We start from the raw sequence: 18,595 nt of genomic DNA on the forward strand, positions 1-18,595 counted from the left end.
TGGAGGAGTCCGTCGCATGTACGATTTCGCCTACCACAAGCCGAGCTCGGTCGCGGACGCGGTGAAGATCCTCTCCGCCGATCCCGAGGCGCGGCCGATCTCCGGCGGCCAGACCCTGCTGCCGGCGCTGAAGCACCGGCTCAACAAGCCCTCGGCCATCGTCGACCTCTCCGGCATCGCGGAGCTGAAGGGCATCAAGCGGGATGGCGACAAGATCGTCATCGGCGCGCTCACGAAGCATATCGAGGTCGCCAACAGCCCCGAGGTGAAGGCGGCGATCCCGGCGCTGGCGCAGATGGCCTCCACCATCGGCGACACCCAGGTCCGCAACTGCGGCACCATCGGCGGCAGCGTCTCCAACAACGATCCGGCGGCGGACTACCCGGCGGCGGTGCTCGGGCTCGGCGCGACCGTCGTCACGGACAAGCGGCGCATCGCGGCGGATGACTTCTTCCAGGGCATGTTCACCACGGCGCTGGAGCCGGGCGAGCTGCTGGTCGCCATCGAGTTCCCGATCCCGGAGAAGGCCGGCTACGCCAAGATGCGCAACCCGGCCAGCCGCTACGTCATGGCCGGCGCCTTCGTCGCCAAGACGAAGTCCGGCCTGCGCGTCGCCATCAACGGCGCCGGCCCCTGCGTCTTCCGCCAGCCGGCCATGGAGCAGGCGCTGTCCTCCAACTGGTCGGCCGATGCGGTCGGCGGCATCAAGCAGGATGCCGATGGCCTGAACGGCGATATCCACGGCAGCGCCGAGTATCGCGCGCACCTCGTCACCGTCATGGCGAAGCGCGCGGTCGCCAGCGCAGGCTGACCCGGTGACGCTGCCCCGCCGGACCATCCTCGGCGGGGCGGCCGTCGCGCTGGCCTCGCCGGCGCCGATCTCCCGGGGATGGGCGCAATCGGACTGGCCGCAGCGGCCGATCCGCATGGTCATCCCCTATCCGCCGGGCGGGGCGAGCGACATCATCGCCCGCCTCCTCTCGCCGCACATGACCGAGATGCTGGGCCAGACCCTGGTGGTGGAGAACCGCCCGGGGGCGAACGGCTTCATCGCGGCCGAACTCGTCGCCCGCAGCGCCCCGGACGGCTACACGCTGCTGATGGGCAATGCCGGGCCGAACGGCATGGGCCCGGCGCTCTACGGCCCGCGCACGCCCTTCGACGCGCTGCGCGACTTCGCCCCGGTCATGGCCGTCTCCATCGTGCCGCAGATCATGGCGGTGCATCCCGGCGTGCCGGTGCAGGATTTCCCGGGCTTCCTCGCCCATGCGCGGGAGCAGCAGGGGAAACTCAGCTACGGTTCGGCCGGCGTCGGCTCGGCCGGCCACATGGCGATGGAGCTGCTGAAGAGCCTGACGGGCATCCAGCTCACGCATCTGCCCTATCGCGGCAGCGCGCCCTCCACCGCCGACCTGATCGCCGGGGTGATCCCGGTCAATTTCGACACCGTCCCCGTGCTGTTGCCGCATGTGCGGGCGGGGCGGGTGAGGGGAATCGCCGTCACCTCCCTCCAGCGGGTGCCGGAGGCGCCGGACCTCGCCGCCATCGCCGAGACCATCCCGGGCTTCGAGACGGTCAGCTGGGGCGGCGTGCTCGCGCCGGCCGGCACCCCGGCGCCGATCATCGGCAAGCTGAACGCGGCGCTGCGGATCGCCATGGCGCGCCCGGATGTGGGCGGCGCGCTGGCCCGGCAGGGCATCCAGCCGCAGAGCGGCCCGCCCGAGGCCTTCGGCGCCTATGTCGCCGCCGAGGTCACCAAATGGACGGCGGTGGTGAAGCAGATGGGCCTCAGCCCCGAATAGCGGGCCGGGATCCGCTGCGTGATTGCTGCAAAGCCCGGGCAGGGGGGTGGCGGCGCGGCGTCCGGGGTGCTATCCCGCCTCGCGTCGGAGCGTAGCGCAGCCTGGTAGCGCATCAGTCTGGGGGACTGGGGGTCGTGGGTTCAAATCCCGCCGCTCCGACCATTCCGCCCCCCCGCGGTGGGGTGGCCTTCAGCGCGCCGCGCGCTGCGACCCGCGCCGCTCGTTCACCAGGCGTCGTTCCTCTTCCACGTCCCGCTGCAGATCCCGCAGGAGCCGCTCGCGCTCGGCGAGGCGCCGCTCGGCCGCCTCGATATCGGGGCTGCGGGCCGGCGGCTCCGTCGCCGGGGCGGCCGCGGGCGCCGGGGCCGTCTGGGCCACCTCGCGATTCGCCGGCCGTGGCGCGGCGGCGCGGCGGATACGGGGCTGCTGGACCGGCGGCGGGGTCCAGGCCGGCACGGCGGGGAGGGTGGCCCGCAGCGGCACCACCGGCGGCTGCGCCTGGATCGGCGCGCCACGCCGGAGCAGGTCGAACTCCGCCATGGCGTTGTTCGCCGCGTCGAGGCCGGGCCCGACATGCAGCGGCCAGACCTGCGCCTGCCCCGGCCCGGCCGCCAGCAGCAGCCCCAGACCCACCACAGGGCCCACCATGAGGCCCACCATGCCGCCCCGCCAAAGACCCCGCATCACGCCGCCTTCCCGTCCTTGCCGGGCGGGCCTGGTGGCGCGCCCGGTATGTCCAGCCTCACCACCAGCCCCGGGGCATTGTCGCCCAGGCTGAGCGCCATCCCGTGCAGTTCCGCCACGGCCGCGACCAGCGCCAAGCCGAGGCCCGTCCCGGGCGTCGCCCGCGCCGCATCCAGCCGGTGGAACCGCTGCAGCACCGCCTGCCGCTCCCCGGCCGGGATGCCCGGGCCGTCATCCGACACCGTGAGCACCGCCCCGCCCGCCGGGCCGGGCTGCAATTCCACCACGATCCGGCCGCCCGGCCGCCCGTGCTTCACGGCATTGTCCACCACATTCGACACGGCCTGCGTTACCAAATCCCTGTCGCCCTGTGCGACGATCCCGGGGGCGATGCGTGCCTCAAGCACCTGGCCGCGCGCCTCGGCCGCCGGCAGGTGGACCTCTGCCACCGCCTCCGCCACGGCGGAGAGGTCGAAGGGTGCGAAGCCCGCCCGCCGTGCCCCGCTCTCCACCTGGGCGATGCGCAGCAGGGCGGCGAAGATGTCGAGGAGGTGCTCGCAATCCGCGACCGCCGCCTCGGTCGCCGCCCGCCAGGCCGCGTCGCCCTCGGCACTCCGCAGCGCCGCCTCGAGCCGCTGCCGAAGCCGGGTCAGCGGCGTGCGCAGGTCATGCGCGATGTCGTCGGTCACCTGCCGCAGCGTCGCCATCAGCGCATGCACGCGGTCGAGGGTGGCATTGATCCGGCCCGCCAGCCGGTCGAACTCGTCGCCGCCCGCCCGCAGCGGCAGGCGATGGCCGATCTCGCCCGCCTCCACCCGCGCCAGCGCCGCCTCCATCGCCGCCGCCCGGCGGGTGACGCCGCGCCCGACCAGCCCGCCCCCCAGCAGGCCGAGCAGCAGCGCCGCCCCGCCCACCCAGCCGGCGGCGGCGAGCAGGAATCCCTCCAACTGCCGCACCGGCGCGACATCCCGCCCCACCACCAGGAAGCCGCCGCCCGGCAGCGCCGTGCCGAGCGCCAGCAGCTCCGCCTGCACCCCGGCGCCGGAGAGGCTCAGCCTCTCCCAGCCCGGCGCGCGCGGCGCCCGGGCCAGGTTGCCGGCGAGGCGCTGGCCCTCCGGCCCCGCCAGGAGGAAATACTGCGTGCCGCTGCGGTCGGCGGCGATGCGCGCCTCGATCGAGAGCGCCGCCGAGGCCGGGCCGCCCAGCCGCGCCGCCTGCAGCAGCACGCCCGAGTCGCGCTCCACCTCCTGCGCCAACTGTCTCAGGGCGAAGCCGGTCGTCGCCCACCAGGCAACGGCCGAGAGCGCGAGGGTCCCGAGCAGCGTCAGGACCAGGTGCAGCAGGGTGATGCGGAAGGCGGTGGTGCGCCACCAGGCGCCCCTCCCGCCCCGGGGCTCGGCCCGGGGCACCTCAGTCCGGCGCACGGAGGCAGTAGCCGGCGCCGCGCATGGTGTGGATCAGCGGCGGCGCGCCGTCGCGGTCCAGCTTGGCGCGGAGGCGGCTGATATGCGTCTCCACCACGCTGGTCTTCGGGTCGAAGTGGAAATCCCAGACGCCCTCCAGCAGCATGGTGCGCGTCACCACCTGGCCGGCGCGGCGCATCAGGTATTCCAGCAGGCGGAATTCGCGTGGCTGCAGCTCGATCCGCTGGCCGCCGCGGGTCACCACGCGCTTCAGCAGGTCCATCTCCAGGTCGGCGACGCGCAGCACCGTCGGCTCGGCGGAGAGGGGCGGCCGGCGGGCGAGGGCGTTCAGCCGCGCCAGCAATTCGGCGAAGGCGAAGGGCTTGCCGAGATAGTCGTCGGCGCCGGCCTCCAGCCCCTCGACGCGGTCGCCGACACCGGCCCGCGCCGTCAGGAACAGGGCCGGGGTCCGCACGCCTGCCGCGCGCAGCGCCCGCACCAGGCCGAGCCCGTCCAGCCTCGGCAGCATGCGGTCCACCACCAGCACGTCGTAGCCGCCGTCGCTGGCGAGGAAGAGACCCTCCCGCCCATCGGCCGCGCGATCCACGACATGGCCGGCCTCCGTCAGGCCGCGCACGACATAATCAGCGGTCTCCGCATCGTCCTCGACGACCAGGATCTTCACCGCACGCCTCCGAGCATACGGATTGGTATGCCTCGGGCGAGCATCGGGGCAAGCGGCGGGGTGTTCCATGGCCCCATGCCGCCCGGTCGGGCGGCCCAGCCAAGGAGCACGCCATGCCCACCCCGACTCGCCGCGTGAAGCTTGCCGCCACCGGCGCCCTCGCGCTCGCGCTGGCGACGACCGCGCTGACGCCCTGGAGCTTCCGTGCCGAGGCGCAGCCCGCGGCGCCGGCCGCGCCCGGCACCGCCATCGCCCTGCCGCGCCCGGCCGGCCCAGACTTCGCCGACCTCGCCGCCCGCGTCGGCCCGGCCGTCGTGCGCGTGACCGTCACCGGCCATGCCCGCGTCCAGGGCGTCGCGGACCTGCCGCCCGAACTGCGCGGCACGCCCTTCGAGCGCTTCTTCCAGCAGCGCATGCAGGGCGAGCGGCCCCACCGCACCATGGGCCAGGGCAGCGGCTTCATCATCGACCCGAGCGGCTATGTGGTGACCAACAACCACGTGGTCGGCGAGGCCGACAGCGTCCGCATCGAGCTGGCCGATGGCCGCGACCTGCCGGCCAAGGTGATCGGCACCGACCCGAAGACCGACATCGCCCTGCTGAAGATCGAGGCCGGCAACAACCTGCCCACCGTGAAGTTCGGTGACAGCGACCGGACCCGCGTCGGCGAATGGGTGCTGGCCATGGGCAATCCCTTCGGCCTCGGCGGCACGGCGACGGCGGGCATCGTCTCGGCCCGCGGGCGCTCCATCGGCGCCGGGCCCTATGACGACTTCATCCAGACCGACGCGCCGATCAATCCCGGCAATTCCGGCGGCCCGCTGTTCAACACGGCCGGCGAGGTCGTCGGCGTGAATGCCGCGATCTTCTCGCCCTCCGGCGGCAATGTCGGCATCGGCTTCGCCGTGCCCGCCAACCTCGCGCAGAGCGTGGTGGAGCAGCTCCGCGCCAGCGGCAAGGTGGAGCGCGGCTGGCTCGGCGTCTCCATGCAGAAGCTGGACGGCGAACTCGCCTCCGCCCTGTCGCTGCAGGAGAGCAAGGGCGTGCTGATCGGCGGCGTCGAGCGGAACGGGCCCGCGGCCAAGGCCGGCGTGCAGCCGGGCGACGTGGTGACGGCGGTGAACGACCGCCAGGTGGTCCTGCCGCGCGACCTGGCCGAGGCCGTGGCCGGCGTGAAGCCCGGCGGCAGCGTGACCCTGCACCTGCTGCGGGACGGCAAGCCGGTGACCCAATCGGTGACGCTCGGCCAAGCGCCCGATACGCGCGAGGCGCGGGCGAATGGCGAGGAGCGGCAGTCCCAGGCCAATCTCGGCCTGGCGCTGGCGCCGAACGAGCACGGCGAGGGCGCGGTCGTCGCCCAGGTCCGGCCGGACAGCGTGGCGGCCGAGCAGGGGCTGGAGCCGGGCGACGTCATCCTCCGCGCCGGCGGCAAGGCGGTGCGCGGCCCGCGCGACGTGGTGGAGGCGGTCGGCGCCGCGCGGCACGACGGCAAGGCGGCGATCGCGCTGCAGGTCGAGCGCGAGGGCGGCCGGGCCTTCATCGCGCTGCCGCTGAAGGCCTCCTGACGGCGGGGCGGGGCGGGGAGGGCCTGGCCTTCCCCGCGACCCCTCCGGGTCAGGCGATCTGGCAGGCTTCCTCGAAGGGCAGGCGCGGCAGCTTGCCGTAGACGCCCGCCGGGTCGCCATGGCCGATGTTGCAGAGGAAATTCGCCTTGATGGTCGTGCCGGCGAAGAAGGCCTCGTCCACCTTCGCCTTGTCGTAGCCGGACATGGCGCCGACATCGAGGCCGATCGCCCGCGCCGCGATCATCAGGTAGGCGCCCTGCAGGGTGCCGTTGCGGAAGGCGGTCTCCTCGGCCAGCGCCGCGCTGCCGGTGAACCAGGACCGCGCATCGGCATGCGGGAAGAGGAAGGGCAGCTTCTCGTAGAAGGCGGTGTCGTAGCCGATGATGACCGTGACCGGCGCCGCCATGGTCTTCTCGAGGTTGCCGGAGGAGAGGGCGGGCCGCAGCCTCTCCTTGCCCTCGGGCGTCGTGACGAAGACGAAGCGCGCCGGCGAGGAATTGGCCGAGGTCGGGCCCATCTTCAGGATGTCGTAGAGCTGGCGGAGCTCGGCCTCGCTCACCGGCTCGGGCGTCCACTTGTTCTGAGTGCGCGCATTGAGGAACAGCGCGTCCAGGGCGGCCTGATCGATCATCCTCGTCTCCGTCACGTGGCGGGCAGGGCGGTGCGGTCGGCGCGCAGCGGCGCCGGGTTCATCACCATCTCGTACAGCCAGGCGTCATGCGGCCTTTCGCGGCGGTCCGCAACGGTCCCCGCCGCCGGGATGGCGGGGCGGCCTCACGCGGCCTGGCGCAGGTGCCGGCGGCAGCGCATCAGCGGCTGGATGCGCTGGCCGAACTGCTCCATGCCGACCAGGAAGTCGTCGAAGGTCAGCATGACGCCGGCGAGGCCGGGCGTCTCCGCCAGGGCGTCGAGCTGCCGCGCCACCGTCTCGTAGGAGCCGATCAGGCGCAGCATGTTGGTCGGCACGCGGTCGGAGCGGACCATGCGCCCGACGGTGCTGTGCGCCTCCGCCTTCACGTCGGCCGCCGCCTGGCCGTCGCGCCAGGCGAGTGCCTCGAGGTCGGTGCCGGCGACGTAGTGGTGCCATTTCGCCATCGCCGCCTCGTCCGTCTCGTCGGCGATGATCATCATCAGCAGCATGGCCTTGCAGTCCGCCCCCGCCGCGGCATTGGCGGCCAGCAGCCGCTCGGTATGCGGCCGCACCTGGGAGACGTCGTTGATCCCGCCCGCGCTGATGAAGTTGTAGTCGGCATGCTCGGCGGCGAAGCGCATGCCGCGGTTGGACTGCCCGGCCGAGATGATGTCGATCTTCGCGCCGGGCTGCGGGCTGACCCGGCAATCCGTCATCCGGAAGAACTCGCCCTGGAAGTCGGAGCGGCCGGTGGCCCAAAGCTGCTTCATCACCTCGACATATTCCGAGCAGTATTCGTAGCGCCGCTCGAAATGCCGCTCCCCCGGCCAGATGTCCATCTGCTCGTACTCGGCCTTCTGCCAGCCCGAGACGATGTTCACCCCGAAGCGGCCATGGCTGATGGAATCGATCGTCACCGCCATGCGGGCGAGGACCGCGGGCGGGATGGTCAGCACGGCGACCGAGGCGAAGAGCTTGATCCGCGTGGTCACGGCGGCGAGGCCGGCCATGAGCGTGAAGCTCTCGAGGTTGTGGTCCCAGTACTCGCTCGGCCCGCCGAAGCCGCGCAGCTTGATCATCGAGAGGGCGAAGTCGAGGCCGTAGCGCTCCGCCTTCTGTGTCACCTCCCGGTTCAGGTCGAAGCTCGGCCGGTATTGCGGGCTGGTGGTGGAGATCAGCCAGCCATTGTTGCCGATCGGGAGGAAGACGCCGATGTCCATGAAGCCGCTCCGGTGCGGGGTCGGGGGCTGCATGTTGCCCCGCGCCGGGCGGGTGTGAATGCCGTCCTTCCCGGCAAAAAGCCGCCGGGCGACCATGCGCTGAGGCAGCCTTGGGCATCCGGCGCCGGATTGCCCAAGGCCTGGGCGTCAGTGGATTTCCACCCGCACGCCCTCCGGCACCGTCCGGGCGAAGGTGGCCAGCTTCTCCCGCAACTCGGGCGCCGCGGCGGGATCGGTCGCGTAGAAGGTGACGTTGTCGCCGTTCGACGCGACGCGGGTGCCGGAGAGCCAGAGCCGCCCCACCACCACCCAGGAGTCCGGGATCCCCTTGAACCACCAGGGATAAAGCATGGCGAAGCGGATGCCGTGCCGGCCCACCACCTGTGCCAGCCAGGCGGCATCCTTGTTCGGCTCGCGCAGCGCCTCGTTGGAGGCGAGGCCGTAGAGGTCGAGGACGTAGACATGCGGGTCGATGCGGTAGCTGACCCAGCCCAGGTCGTTCACCGCCACGTCCTGCTTCCAAAACTCCGCGACGAAGCGGTGCATCTGGTAGTGCTGGTCCTGGATGTTCTGCGCCGCGCGCGGCGAGAGGAGATTCGCCGGCGCCTGGGCGAGGCCGAGGCCGAGGACGACCAGCGCGCCGGCGATCCGCCAGGGGCGCGATGCGGCAGCGAGCGCGGTGACCAGCACCAGGGCGCCGAAGAGGGCCGCATAGACCTCGTAGCGGAAGAACCAGCCGAACTTGCCGACCAGCGCATGCAGGCCGAGCGCCGCGACCGCGCCCAGCAGCGGCCAGCGCTGCACCGGCGGCGCCCGCAGCGCGAGCGCCGCCAGCAGGGCGGTCAGCGCAAGGTAGGGCCAGCGGCGCGGATTGACGAAGAGCGCGCCAAGATTGCCGAGAAGCTCCGCCAGCTTGCCCGCCAGCCCCGCCGACCCGGCATAGGCATCGGCCTTGGCCAGCACCGAGTTCGGCAGCGGCGGCAGCCCCTGCGAGACCAGCCAGGCGCCGAAGCCCACCGGCAGGACCAGGGCGGCGAGCAGCAGCCCCGCGGCCGCGCCCCAGCGCCGCTGCCCCGCCAGCGCGATCATCAGCGCGCCGACCAGGGCGAGCATCTCGTAGCGCACCGCCGGGCCGATCGCCGCGGCGGCGAGGCACCAGAGGGGGACGGGCCGGCCGCGCATGGCCTCCGCCACGCCCCAGGCGCAGGCGGCCGCGAGCAGCACCTGCAGGTTGTGCTCCATGCCGGTGAAGGCCAGCGCCGCGAGGTTGCCCGCCAGCACCAGCAGCACCGCCAGCGCCGCGCGGGCCCAGAGCGTGCCGGGACCCCAGGGGAGCCGGTCCACCAGCCGGCCCAGCAGCACCGCCGTCGCCGCGCCGCAGGCGAGGTCGATCCCCAGCGGCAGCCAGACATGCCAGGGCTCGCCGGCGCCGGGCACCAGCAGGAAGGGCCAGAGGACCGAGGAGGAGGGCGCCGTCACCTCGCCCAGGTTGATGCCGTAATGGCCGAGCGCGATCCGCTCGGCCAGCGCCAGGTGGATGTAGGGATCATCCAGCGTGTAGAAGATCGCGCCATGCGGCAGGGCGAGCATGGCGCCCGCGATGCCCAGCACCAGCAGGGCCCAGGCGCCGAGCGCGATGGCCCAGGCGGGCAAGGCGGCCGTGGCGGCGGCGCGCGGTGGCGCGCCCGCGGCACGCGAGAGATGCATGGCGGTCGATCCTCGGGTCGCTCGATGGCACCGAAGCCCATGCTGCGGCTGCGAAGGGAGGGCACCCGACATCTGCGTGAGATCGGTTCATCGTCGCGCGGGCACCGTCATCGAGGTTTCAGGCAAAGGACGGCGCCGTTCCACGGCTGCATCGGCTAGCTTGGCGCCGGCGCGAGCGGGATCCGCGCCGGGACAGGAACGCCATGCCGCCGCTGCACCTCGCCTTCACCGCACGCTTCGCGACCCTCACGGGCTTCGTCATCGCCACCCTCGCCGGGCTGCTGTCCCTGCTGCTTGCCTGGGACCAGGCGGGCTGGCTGGCGCCGCTGACGGTCCTCTGCGCTGGCTTCGTCGGCCTCGGCCTCCGCGACCTGACGCAGACCAGGCACGCGATCCTGCGCAACTACCCGATCGCCGCGCATCTCCGCTTCCTGCTGGAGGAGATCCGGCCGGAGATGCGGCAGTACTTCTTCGAGGACGAGAAGCACGGCACGCCCTTCAGCCGCGACAAGCGCGCGGTGGTCTACCAGCGGGCCAAGATGCAGTTGGACAAGCGGCCCTTCGGCACGCAGTACGAGGTCTACGGCACCGGATTCGAATGGCTGCACCATTCCGTCCTCGCCGCCGCCCCGGGCCAGGAGCCGCCCCGGCTGGTCATCGGCGGGCCGGACTGCGCCCAGCCCTACGATGCCTCGATCCTCAACATCTCGGCGATGAGCTTCGGCGCGCTTTCGCCCAATGCCGTGCGGGCGCTGAACCGCGGCGCGAAGCTCGGCCGCTTCGCGCATGACACGGGGGAGGGCGGGTTCAGCCCCTATCACCGCGAGGGCGGCGGCGACATCATCTGGGAGATCGGCAGCGGCTATTTCGGCGCGCGCAACCCGGACGGGAGTTTCTCGCCGGAGCGCTTCGCGGCGACGGCGGCGCAGCCGCAGATCCGCATGGTCGAGCTCAAGCTCAGCCAGGGTGCCAAGCCGGGCCATGGCGGCGTGCTGCCGGCGGCGAAGGTGAGCCGGGAGATCGCCGAGACGCGCGGCGTGCCGATGGGGCAGGACTGCATCTCGCCCTCCCGCCACTCGGCCTTCTCCACGCCGGTCGAGATGCTGCGCTTCATCGCCGAGATGCGGCGGCTCTCGGGCGGCAAGCCGGCCGGCTTCAAGCTCTGCATCGGCCACCCCTGGGAGTTCCTGTCGATCTGCAAGGCGATGCTGGAGACCGGCATCACGCCCGACTTCATCGTCATCGACGGGGCGGAGGGCGGCACGGGCGCCGCGCCGCTCGAGTTCATGGACCATCTCGGCATGCCGCTGCGCGAGGGGCTGTCCTTCGCGCACAATGCCCTGGTCGGCATCGGCCTGCGCGACCGCATCCGGCTGGGCGCGAGCGGCAAGATCGCCTCGGCCTTCGACATGGCGCGCGCCTTCGCGCTGGGGGCCGACTGGTGCAATGCGGCGCGGGGCTTCATGTTCGCCCTCGGCTGCATCCAGTCGCTGTCCTGCCACACCGACCGCTGCCCGACCGGCGTGGCGACCCAGGACCCGACCCGGGCGCGGGCGCTGAACGTGCCGGACAAGGCGCAGCGGGTCTTCCAGTTCCACGAGGCGACGCTGGAGGCGCTGGCCGAGTTGGTGGCGGCCGCGGGTCTCGCGCATCCGCGGGATTTCCGGCTGGAGCATTTCCGCAAGCGGGTCTCGGCGCAGGAGGTGAAGAGCTTCGCCGAGCTCTATCCGGCCCTGGCGCCGGGCGAGTTGCTGCGCGGCACGAGCGACCCGCGCTTCGCGCCCTATTGGGACATCGCGGAGGCCCATAGCTTCCAGCCGCGGGCCCTGGCGCCGGCCTGAGGCCCTTTTCCGCGCCGCCGCTTGGTGTATCCCTGGCGGCGGAGGAAACGCCATGGGTCCCGCCACCGCCATGAATCTGGGCCGGCTGCTGACGCAGACGGCCCGCCGCCTGCCCGACCGCGTCGCTCTGGTCTGGGGCGAGCGGCAATGGAGCTTCGCCGCCCTGGATGCGCGGGTGGACCGGCTCTGCGCCGCGCTGCGGGCCCGCGGGATCGGGAAAGGCGATCGGATCCTCGTGCACTCGCGCAACACGAACGCGATGTTCGAGAGCATGTGGGCGACGTTCAAGCTCGGCGCCGTCTGGGTGCCGACCAATTTCCGCCTGACGCCGGCGGAGGTCGGCTACCTCGCCGAGACCTCCCGCGCGCGGGTCATGCTGCGGGACCGCGGCTTCGCCGGCCATGCCGATGCGGTGCGCGCGGCCGGGCATTGCGAGCTGGTGCTGGCCACAGGCGACGCCCGCGGCGACGAGCTGGACTACGAGGCGGTGCTGGAGGCCGCCGCGCCGCCGCCGCCGGATCACGAGGCGGAGGTGGCGCATGCCGACCCGCTCTGGTTCTTCTTCACCTCCGGCACCACGGGGCGGCCCAAGGCGGCGGTGCTGACGCATGGCCAGATGGGGTTCGTGGTGACGAACCACCTGGCGGATCTCTTCCCCGGCGTGACGGAGCGCGATGCCTCCCTGGTGGTCGCGCCGCTCTCGCATGGTGCGGGCATCCACCAGCTCGGCCAGGTCGCGCGCGGCGCCCGCACCGTGCTGCTGCCGACCGAGCGGCTGGATGCCGAGGAGGCCTGGCGGCTGGTCGAGGCGCATCGGGTGACCAACATGTTCACCGTGCCGACCATCCTGACCGCGCTCGTCGAGCACCCGAGCGTCGACCGCTATGACCATTCCTCCCTGAAGCATGTGATCTATGCCGGCGCGCCGATGTACCGCGCCGACCAGAAGCGGGCGCTCGAGAAGCTCGGGCCATGCCTCGTCCAGTATTTCGGCCTGGGCGAGGTGACCGGCAACATCACCGTGCTGCGGCCGGACCAGCACACGGTCGAGGACGACGCGCGTTTCCCCATCGGCTCCTGCGGCAGTGCGCGCACGGGCATGGACATCGCCATCCTGGACGATGTCGGCAAGCGCCTGCCGGCGGGCGAGACCGGCGAGATCTGCGTCCGCGGCCCCGCGGTCTTCGCCGGCTATTTCGAGAATCCGGAAGCCAATGCGAAGGCCTTCCGCGGCGGCTGGTTCCACACCGGTGACCTCGGCCACCTCGATGCGCGAGGCTTCCTCTACGTCACCGGCCGGGCCTCGGACATGTACATCTCGGGCGGCAGCAACGTCTATCCGCGGGAGGTGGAGGAGGCGATCCTGACGCATCCGGCGGTGCTAGAATGCGCCGTGGTCGGCATGCCGCATCCGCGCTGGGGCGAGAGCGGCGTCGCCGCCGTGGTGCCCCGCCCCGGCCTGGCGGTGACCGAGCCGGAGGTGCTCGCGCATCTGCAGGACCGGCTGGCGCGCTACAAGCAGCCGCTCCGCGTCGTGGTCTGGGACGCGCTGCCGAAGTCCGGCTACGGCAAGATCCCGAAGCGGCTGGTGCAGGACCGGTTGCGGGAGGAGGGCATGGTTTTCTGATCCGCCGCATGGTGCGGTGCAGCATGGGGTGGTAATCCCCCGGGATGCCGTCGCTTCCCTGGTTCCTGCCCCTGATCCTCGGCGCCATCGCGGCCTTCGGGCCGCTGGCGACCGACATGTACCTGCCGGCCTTCCCGGCCATCGCCGCCGGCCTGCCGGCCGATCCTGCCGCGGTGCAGGTGACGCTCGCCACCTTCTTCGCCGGCACGGCGATCGGGCAACTCGGCTACGGGCCGCTGGCCGACCGCGTCGGGCGGAAGCCGGCGCTGCTGCTGGGCCTCCTCGTCTTCGCCCTGGCCTCCATCGGCTGCGCGCTGACGCGCAGCATCGACACGCTGATCTGGCTGCGGCTCGGCCAGGGCCTGGGCGGCTGCGCCGGCATGGTGGTCGCGCGGGCCATCGTGCGGGACGTGTCGGAGGGGGCGGGCTCGATCCGGCTGATGTCGCAACTCATGCTGGTCATGGGCCTCGCGCCGATCCTGGCGCCCTCGCTCGGCGGGGCGCTGCTGTCGGTGGCGGAGTGGCGGGCGATCTTCTGGGTGCTGGCGGCCTACAGCGCCGGTCTCGCAGTGCTGGTCGTGCTGCTGCTGCCGGAGACGCTGGAGGCCGAGCGGCGGCGGCGGGAGGGGTTGGCCGGCATCCTGCTGACCTATGCGCGGCTGCTGCGGAACCGGCAGTTCCTGGGCCATGCCCTGGCCGGCGCGCTGCCGACGGCGGGCATGTTCGCCTATATCGCCGGCTCGCCCTTCGTCTACATGGAGCTCTTCCATGTCTCGCCGGGCGGTTATGCGCGGTTCTTCGGGCTGAATGCGCTGGGCCTGATCCTGGTGGGGCAGGTGAATGCCCGGCTGGCACGACACGTGGCGGCGGAGCGGCTGCTGGCCTGGGTGCAGGTCTGGATGGCCGCGGCGGGGGTGCTGCTGCTGGCGGTGGTGGCGAGCGGCCTCGGCGGCTTCTGGGCGATGGTTGCGCTGCTCTTCTGCTTCATCGCCTGCATCGGCGCGGTGATGCCGCTGGCGACGACCCTGGCCATGGCGCCGCAGGGGCGGGCGGCGGGCAGCGCTTCCGCGCTGATCGGCACGCTGCAATTCGGGTTGGGCGCGATCACTGGCGCACTGGTCGGCGCGCTGCACAACGGCACGGCCCTGCCCATGGCCGCTCTCATTGCAGTGTGCGGCCTGCTCGGCCTGCTGGCGCGCCGTCTGCTGGCCCGCTGACTCAGGCCGGGGTCCGGGGGGCGGCTCCGCCCCCCGGCGGGGGTTGCAGGGGGCAGCGCCCCCTGCTCTTACGCGCGCACCTGTCCCCGCAGCATGTGCTTCTGGATCTTCCCCGTGCTGGTCCTCGGCAGTTCCGAGAAGATGATCTGCTTCGGCGCCTTGAAGGGCGCCATGTGCTGGCGGCAATGCGCGATCAGCTCGGCCTCGGTCGCGCTGGCTTCGGGCTTCAGTTCGACGAAGGCGCAGGGCACTTCGCCCCATTTGTCGTCGGGCTTGGCGACGACGGCGGCCAGCGCGACGGCGGGGTGCTTGTAGAGTGCGTCCTCCACCTCGATGGAGGAGATGTTCTCGCCGCCCGAGATGATGATGTCCTTGGAGCGGTCCTTGAGCTGGATATAGCCGTCCGGGTATTTCACCGCGAGGTCGCCGGTGTGGAACCAGCCGCCGGCGAAGGCGGTGTCGGTCGCCTTCGCGTCCTTCAGGTAGCCCTTCATGACGACGTTGCCGCGCATCATGACCTCGCCCATGGTCGCGCCGTCCGGCGGGACGGGCTGCATGGTCAGCGGGTCCATGACGTCGAGCGCCTCGAGCGCCTGGTAGCGCACGCCCTGGCGGGCCATGAGCTTCGCCTGCTCGGGCGCCGGCCGGGCGTCCCAGGCGCTGTTCCACTCGTTGACCACGGCGGGGCCGTAGCATTCCGTCAGGCCATAGACATGCAGCACGGCGAAGCCGGCGGCGCGCATGGCGGCGAGCACCGCTTCCGGCGGCGGGGCGCCGGCGACGACGAACTGCACCTGACCCTTGAGGTCACGCTTCTGCGCCGCCGGCGTGTCCAGCAGCGTCGCCATGACGACCGGCGCGCCGCACATATGCGTCACGCCATGCTCCGCCATCAGCGACCACATGGCCGCGCCACGCACGGCCCGCAGGCAGACATGCGTGCCGGCGACGGCGGTGACCGTCCAGGGGAAGCACCAGCCGTTGCAGTGGAACATCGGCAGGGTCCAGAGATAGACCGGGTGCCGCGCCATGCTGGCCGAGAGCACGTTGCCGGTGGCGAGGAGCTGCGCGCCGCGGTGGTGATAGACGACGCCCTTCGGCTTGCCGGTGGTGCCGGAGGTATAGTTGAGCGTGATCGCGTCCCATTCGTCCCGCGGCAGCAGCCAGGCGAAGCCGGGGTCGCCCTTGGCCAGCAGCGCCTCGTAGTCCAGGGCGCCGAGGGTATTGGCGCGGGCCTGCTCGCCCGCCTCCGGGTCGTCCACCTCGATCACCAGGGGCTGCGACCGGCACTGGGCCAGCGCGACGCGGAGCAGGGGGACCAATTCCCGGTCCACGACGATCGCCTTCGCCTCGCCATGGTCGAGGATATAGGCGATGGTCGCCGCATCGAGGCGGGTGTTCAGCGTGTTCAGAACGGCGCCGGCCATGGGCACGCCGTAATGGCATTCCAGCATCTCGGGGATGTTGGGCAGCAGCGCCGCCACGGTGTCGCCGCGGCCGATGCCGCGCGCCGCCAGCGCCGAGGCCAGGCGCACGCAGCGCTCCCGCAACTCCCGGTAGTTCCGGCGCAGCGCGCCATGGACGATGGCGAGATGCTCCGGGAAGACCTGCGCCGCGCGTTCCAGGAACAGCAGCGGCGTCAGCGGCTGGTGGTTGGCGGGGGTGCGGGCGAGCCCGGTCTCGAAATCGGCCATGTCGAATCCTACCGATGCCGCCATTCCGGCGTGCGCTTGCCGAGGAAGGCGCCGATCCCCTCGGCGGCGTCCCCGGCCAGCAGGTTCTCTACCATGACCGTACCGGCTGCGGCATAGGCTTCCGCCAGAGGCAGGGCGGACTGCTGATTGAAGCCGCGCTTGCCCATCCGCAGCGCGACCGCGGACCGGGCGGCGACGCGCCGCGCCAGGGCCAGCGCCTCCTCCAGGGCTTGGCCGCGCGGGACGACGCGGTTGACCAGGCCCATGCGGTGCGCCTCGGCGGCCGGGATCATCTCGCCCAGCAGCAGCATCTCCATGGCCGCCTTGCGCGGCACCGCGCGGGCGAGGGCGACACCGGGCGTGGTGCAGAACAGGCCGATATCCACGCCGGGCGTGCAGAACTTCGCGCCCTCCGCGGCGACGACCAGGTCGCAGCTTGCGGCAAGCTGGCAGCCGGCGGCGGTGGCGACGCCCTCCACCGCGGCGATGACGGGCTGCGGCAGGGTGACGACCGACTGCATGACGGCGGCGCAGGCCTGCATGGTTTCGGCGAAGAAGCCGCGGCCGCCGTCCGGGTCCGCGCGATGGGCGGTGATTTCCTTCAGGTCGTGGCCGGCGGAGAAGGCGGGGCCTTCGGCCGTGATGATGAGGCAGCGGATGGCATCATCGGCCGCGATGCCGTCCAGCGTCTCTTGCAGTGCCGCAATCATGACGCGGGAGAGGCTGTTGCGGGCGGCGGGGCGGTTCAGCGTGAGGACGGCGACGGCGCCTTCGTCGGCGCGGAGGACCGCGGGAGTGTTCGGCACGGACATCGGGACCTCCGGAACGAAGAAGTGCGGGGGAAGGTATTCCCCCGCACCCCCTTCTATTTCTCCGAGTCTTATAGCCTCGGGCTTAGGCCGGCGTGAACATCGTCGCCGGCGGCGCATCGCCCTGGGTCGGCTTGAAGACGACCTTGACCTTCTGCCCGATCTTCAGGCTGTCCAGGTCGCAATCGACGATGTTGGTGAAGATGCGCACGCCCTCGTCCAGCTCGACATAGGCGACGCAGTAGGGCTCCTTCGTCCGCATCACCGTATAGGTGTAGATGCTGCCGGTCCCCTTCGCCTCCACCAGCTCCACATTGTTGGACAGGGTGAAGGGCGAGCAGCCGCGCGGGTACCAGAAATGCTTGCCGGTGTCCTTGCAGAGGCCGATCAGCAGCCGCCCCTCGCGCGCCGCGTCGAAATAGGGCTTGTTGGTCGGGTCCACCTGGATGGCGGGAAGCTGGCGGTTGGATGCCGGGGTCGCCATGGTGATCACTCCCTCTCCAGGATCACGGTCGCACTGCCATGCCGCGTGCCGAGCAGGCCGCCGGTGCCATGCGCCAGCGCCAGGGTGCAGCCCGGCACCTGGACCTTCGGATGCGCCTCGCCGCGGAGCTGCCGCACCGCCTCGATCACCTTGGTCATGCCGCCGCGATTGGCCGGGTGGTTGTTGCAGAGCCCGCCGCCATCCGTGTTGAAGGGCAGCTTGCCGACGCCCGAGATCAGGTTGCCGTCGGCGACGAACTTGCCGCCCTGGCCCTTCTCGCAGAAGCCGAGATCCTCGAGCTGCATCAGCACCGTGATGGTGAAGCTGTCGTAGATCGAGGCATACTGGATGTCCTTCGGGGTCACGCCCGCTTCCTCGAAGGCGCGGGGGCCGGAGAAGCGCGCACCCGAATAGGTCAGGTCGGTATAGCCGGCATTCTGGTTCTTGGTCGCCTCGCCATGGCCCTTCACCTTGACCAGCGGACGCTTCAGCGACTTGGCGATCTCCGGCCGGGTGATGATCAGCGCGCCGCCGCCATCCGAGATGACGCAGCAGTCCAGCCGGTGGAGTGGGTCGGAGATCATGGGGGAGTTCACCACCTCCTCCACGGTCACGACCTTGCGCAGCATCGCATGCTCGTTCCACTGCGCATGGTGGCTGGCCGCGACCTTGATCCAGGCGAGCTGCTCGGAGGTCGTGCCGAACTCGTACATGTGGCGCATGGCGCACATCGCATAGGCATTGGCGACGGTGCGGCCATAGGGGATCTCGAAGGGGTCGTCCGGGACGTTCACGCCCCAGGACCGCGGCGCCGTGCCGGTCGCCATCGCCTCCGCCCGCGGCCGCCCGGCCAGCGTGACCAGCGCGACGTTGCAGAGGCCGAGCGCGATCGCCTCCGCCGCATGCCCCACATGCAGCACGTAGGAGGAGCCGCCGACATCCGTGCTGTCGAGGTGCCGCAGCTTCGTCAGGCCGAGATAGTCCGCCATGTTCAGCGGGCCGAGGCCGGGCGCGGCGCCGGTGCAGAAATACCCGTCGATGTCGTCCTTGGTCAGGCCGGCATCCTGCAGGGCGCCATAGGCGACCTCCGCATGCAGTTGCGCCACAGACTTGTCGTCGGCCTTCCGCGTCGGGTGCTCATAGACCCCGGCGATATAGGCCTTGCCGTTGATGCTCATGGGCGTCGCGGCCCTCCCTTGGTTCGCAGGCTATCTATACGCGGGCAA

16 protein-coding genes and 1 tRNA gene are annotated in these 18,595 nt (G+C 71.8%); 7 read left to right on the forward strand and 10 right to left on the reverse strand.

What is annotated here, in order from left to right; all coding sequences use genetic code 11:
* Nucleotides 1–16: 16 nt before the first annotated feature.
* The 3 genes from Q7A36_RS07890 to Q7A36_RS07900 all read left to right on the forward strand — a co-directional run bounded on the left by Q7A36_RS07890 (nt 17) and on the right by Q7A36_RS07900 (nt 1,964).
* Nucleotides 17–811, forward strand: a complete 795-nt coding sequence (locus Q7A36_RS07890; RefSeq protein ID WP_305103130.1) for an FAD binding domain-containing protein — start codon at nt 17–19, stop codon at nt 809–811.
* 4 nt (nt 812–815) lie between these two features.
* Nucleotides 816–1,802, forward strand: a complete 987-nt coding sequence (locus Q7A36_RS07895) for a Bug family tripartite tricarboxylate transporter substrate binding protein (protein WP_305103131.1) — start codon at nt 816–818, stop codon at nt 1,800–1,802.
* Nucleotides 1,803–1,887: 85 nt separating this feature from the next.
* Nucleotides 1,888–1,964, forward strand: a tRNA-Pro gene (locus Q7A36_RS07900).
* Between the two features lie 27 nt (nt 1,965–1,991).
* Here the strand turns inward: Q7A36_RS07900 and Q7A36_RS07905 are convergent.
* The 3 genes from Q7A36_RS07905 to Q7A36_RS07915 are packed head-to-tail and all read right to left on the reverse strand — an operon-like array spanning nt 1,992 to nt 4,574.
* Nucleotides 1,992–2,486, reverse strand: coding sequence for a hypothetical protein (locus Q7A36_RS07905; protein ID WP_305103132.1), 495 nt, complete (start codon nt 2,484–2,486; stop codon nt 1,992–1,994).
* Nucleotides 2,486–3,910, reverse strand: a complete 1,425-nt coding sequence (locus Q7A36_RS07910; protein ID WP_305103133.1) for a sensor histidine kinase — start codon at nt 3,908–3,910, stop codon at nt 2,486–2,488. The genes Q7A36_RS07905 and Q7A36_RS07910 overlap by 1 nt, the downstream gene beginning before the upstream one ends.
* Nucleotides 3,897–4,574: a winged helix-turn-helix domain-containing protein gene (locus tag Q7A36_RS07915; RefSeq protein WP_305103134.1), complete on the reverse strand. Its 678-nt coding sequence runs from the start codon at nt 4,572–4,574 to the stop codon at nt 3,897–3,899. Before Q7A36_RS07915 ends, Q7A36_RS07910 begins: the two co-directional genes overlap by 14 nt.
* Nucleotides 4,575–4,687: 113 nt before the next feature.
* Between Q7A36_RS07915 and Q7A36_RS07920 the strand changes: the two genes are divergently transcribed.
* Nucleotides 4,688–6,139, forward strand: coding sequence for a DegQ family serine endoprotease (locus tag Q7A36_RS07920; protein WP_305103135.1), 1,452 nt, complete (start codon nt 4,688–4,690; stop codon nt 6,137–6,139).
* A 49-nt stretch (nt 6,140–6,188) separates the two neighbouring features.
* On the opposite strand, the gene Q7A36_RS07925 is transcribed toward Q7A36_RS07920, so the two are convergent.
* The 3 genes from Q7A36_RS07925 to Q7A36_RS07935 form a co-directional block, all read right to left on the reverse strand.
* Nucleotides 6,189–6,770 carry a malonic semialdehyde reductase gene (locus Q7A36_RS07925; protein WP_305103136.1) on the reverse strand — a complete coding sequence of 194 codons (582 nt, stop codon included), beginning with the start codon at nt 6,768–6,770 and terminating at the stop codon, nt 6,189–6,191.
* 143 nt (nt 6,771–6,913) lie between these two features.
* Nucleotides 6,914–7,990 carry a pyrimidine utilization protein A gene (gene rutA, locus Q7A36_RS07930; protein WP_305103137.1) on the reverse strand — a complete coding sequence of 359 codons (1,077 nt, stop codon included), beginning with the start codon at nt 7,988–7,990 and terminating at the stop codon, nt 6,914–6,916.
* A gap of 147 nt (nt 7,991–8,137) precedes the next feature.
* Nucleotides 8,138–9,697 (reverse strand): hypothetical protein, encoded by a 1,560-nt coding sequence (locus Q7A36_RS07935; protein WP_305103138.1) that lies wholly within the window; start codon nt 9,695–9,697, stop codon nt 8,138–8,140.
* Between the two features lie 203 nt (nt 9,698–9,900).
* Between Q7A36_RS07935 and Q7A36_RS07940 the strand changes: the two genes are divergently transcribed.
* From Q7A36_RS07940 to Q7A36_RS07950, 3 genes are read left to right on the forward strand one after another with little or no spacing between them, the layout of a single operon-like run.
* Nucleotides 9,901–11,538, forward strand: a complete 1,638-nt coding sequence (locus Q7A36_RS07940) for an FMN-binding glutamate synthase family protein (protein WP_305103139.1) — start codon at nt 9,901–9,903, stop codon at nt 11,536–11,538.
* A gap of 52 nt (nt 11,539–11,590) precedes the next feature.
* Nucleotides 11,591–13,165 (forward strand): acyl-CoA synthetase, encoded by a 1,575-nt coding sequence (locus tag Q7A36_RS07945; protein ID WP_305103140.1) that lies wholly within the window; start codon nt 11,591–11,593, stop codon nt 13,163–13,165.
* Between the two features lie 44 nt (nt 13,166–13,209).
* Nucleotides 13,210–14,382 (forward strand): Bcr/CflA family multidrug efflux MFS transporter, encoded by a 1,173-nt coding sequence (locus tag Q7A36_RS07950; RefSeq protein WP_305103141.1) that lies wholly within the window; start codon nt 13,210–13,212, stop codon nt 14,380–14,382.
* A 68-nt stretch (nt 14,383–14,450) separates the two neighbouring features.
* Here the strand turns inward: Q7A36_RS07950 and Q7A36_RS07955 are convergent, their stop codons facing one another.
* From Q7A36_RS07955 to Q7A36_RS07970, 4 genes are all read right to left on the reverse strand, one after another.
* Entirely contained in the window at nt 14,451–16,076 is a 1,626-nt protein-coding gene (locus tag Q7A36_RS07955; protein ID WP_305103142.1) for an acyl-CoA synthetase, read from the reverse strand.
* 8 nt (nt 16,077–16,084) lie between these two features.
* Entirely contained in the window at nt 16,085–16,882 is a 798-nt protein-coding gene (locus Q7A36_RS07960) for an enoyl-CoA hydratase (RefSeq protein WP_305103143.1), read from the reverse strand.
* Nucleotides 16,883–16,970: 88 nt separating this feature from the next.
* On the reverse strand, nt 16,971–17,369 hold the full coding sequence (locus Q7A36_RS07965; RefSeq protein WP_305103144.1) for a Zn-ribbon domain-containing OB-fold protein: 399 nt from the start codon (nt 17,367–17,369) through the stop codon (nt 16,971–16,973).
* Nucleotides 17,370–17,374: 5 nt separating this feature from the next.
* Nucleotides 17,375–18,547, reverse strand: coding sequence for a thiolase domain-containing protein (locus tag Q7A36_RS07970; protein WP_305103145.1), 1,173 nt, complete (start codon nt 18,545–18,547; stop codon nt 17,375–17,377).
* Between the last annotated feature and the right edge of the window lie 48 nt (nt 18,548–18,595).

This window comes from Paracraurococcus lichenis (genome assembly GCF_030657435.1).
GTDB lineage: Bacteria > Pseudomonadota > Alphaproteobacteria > Acetobacterales > Acetobacteraceae > Paracraurococcus > Paracraurococcus lichenis.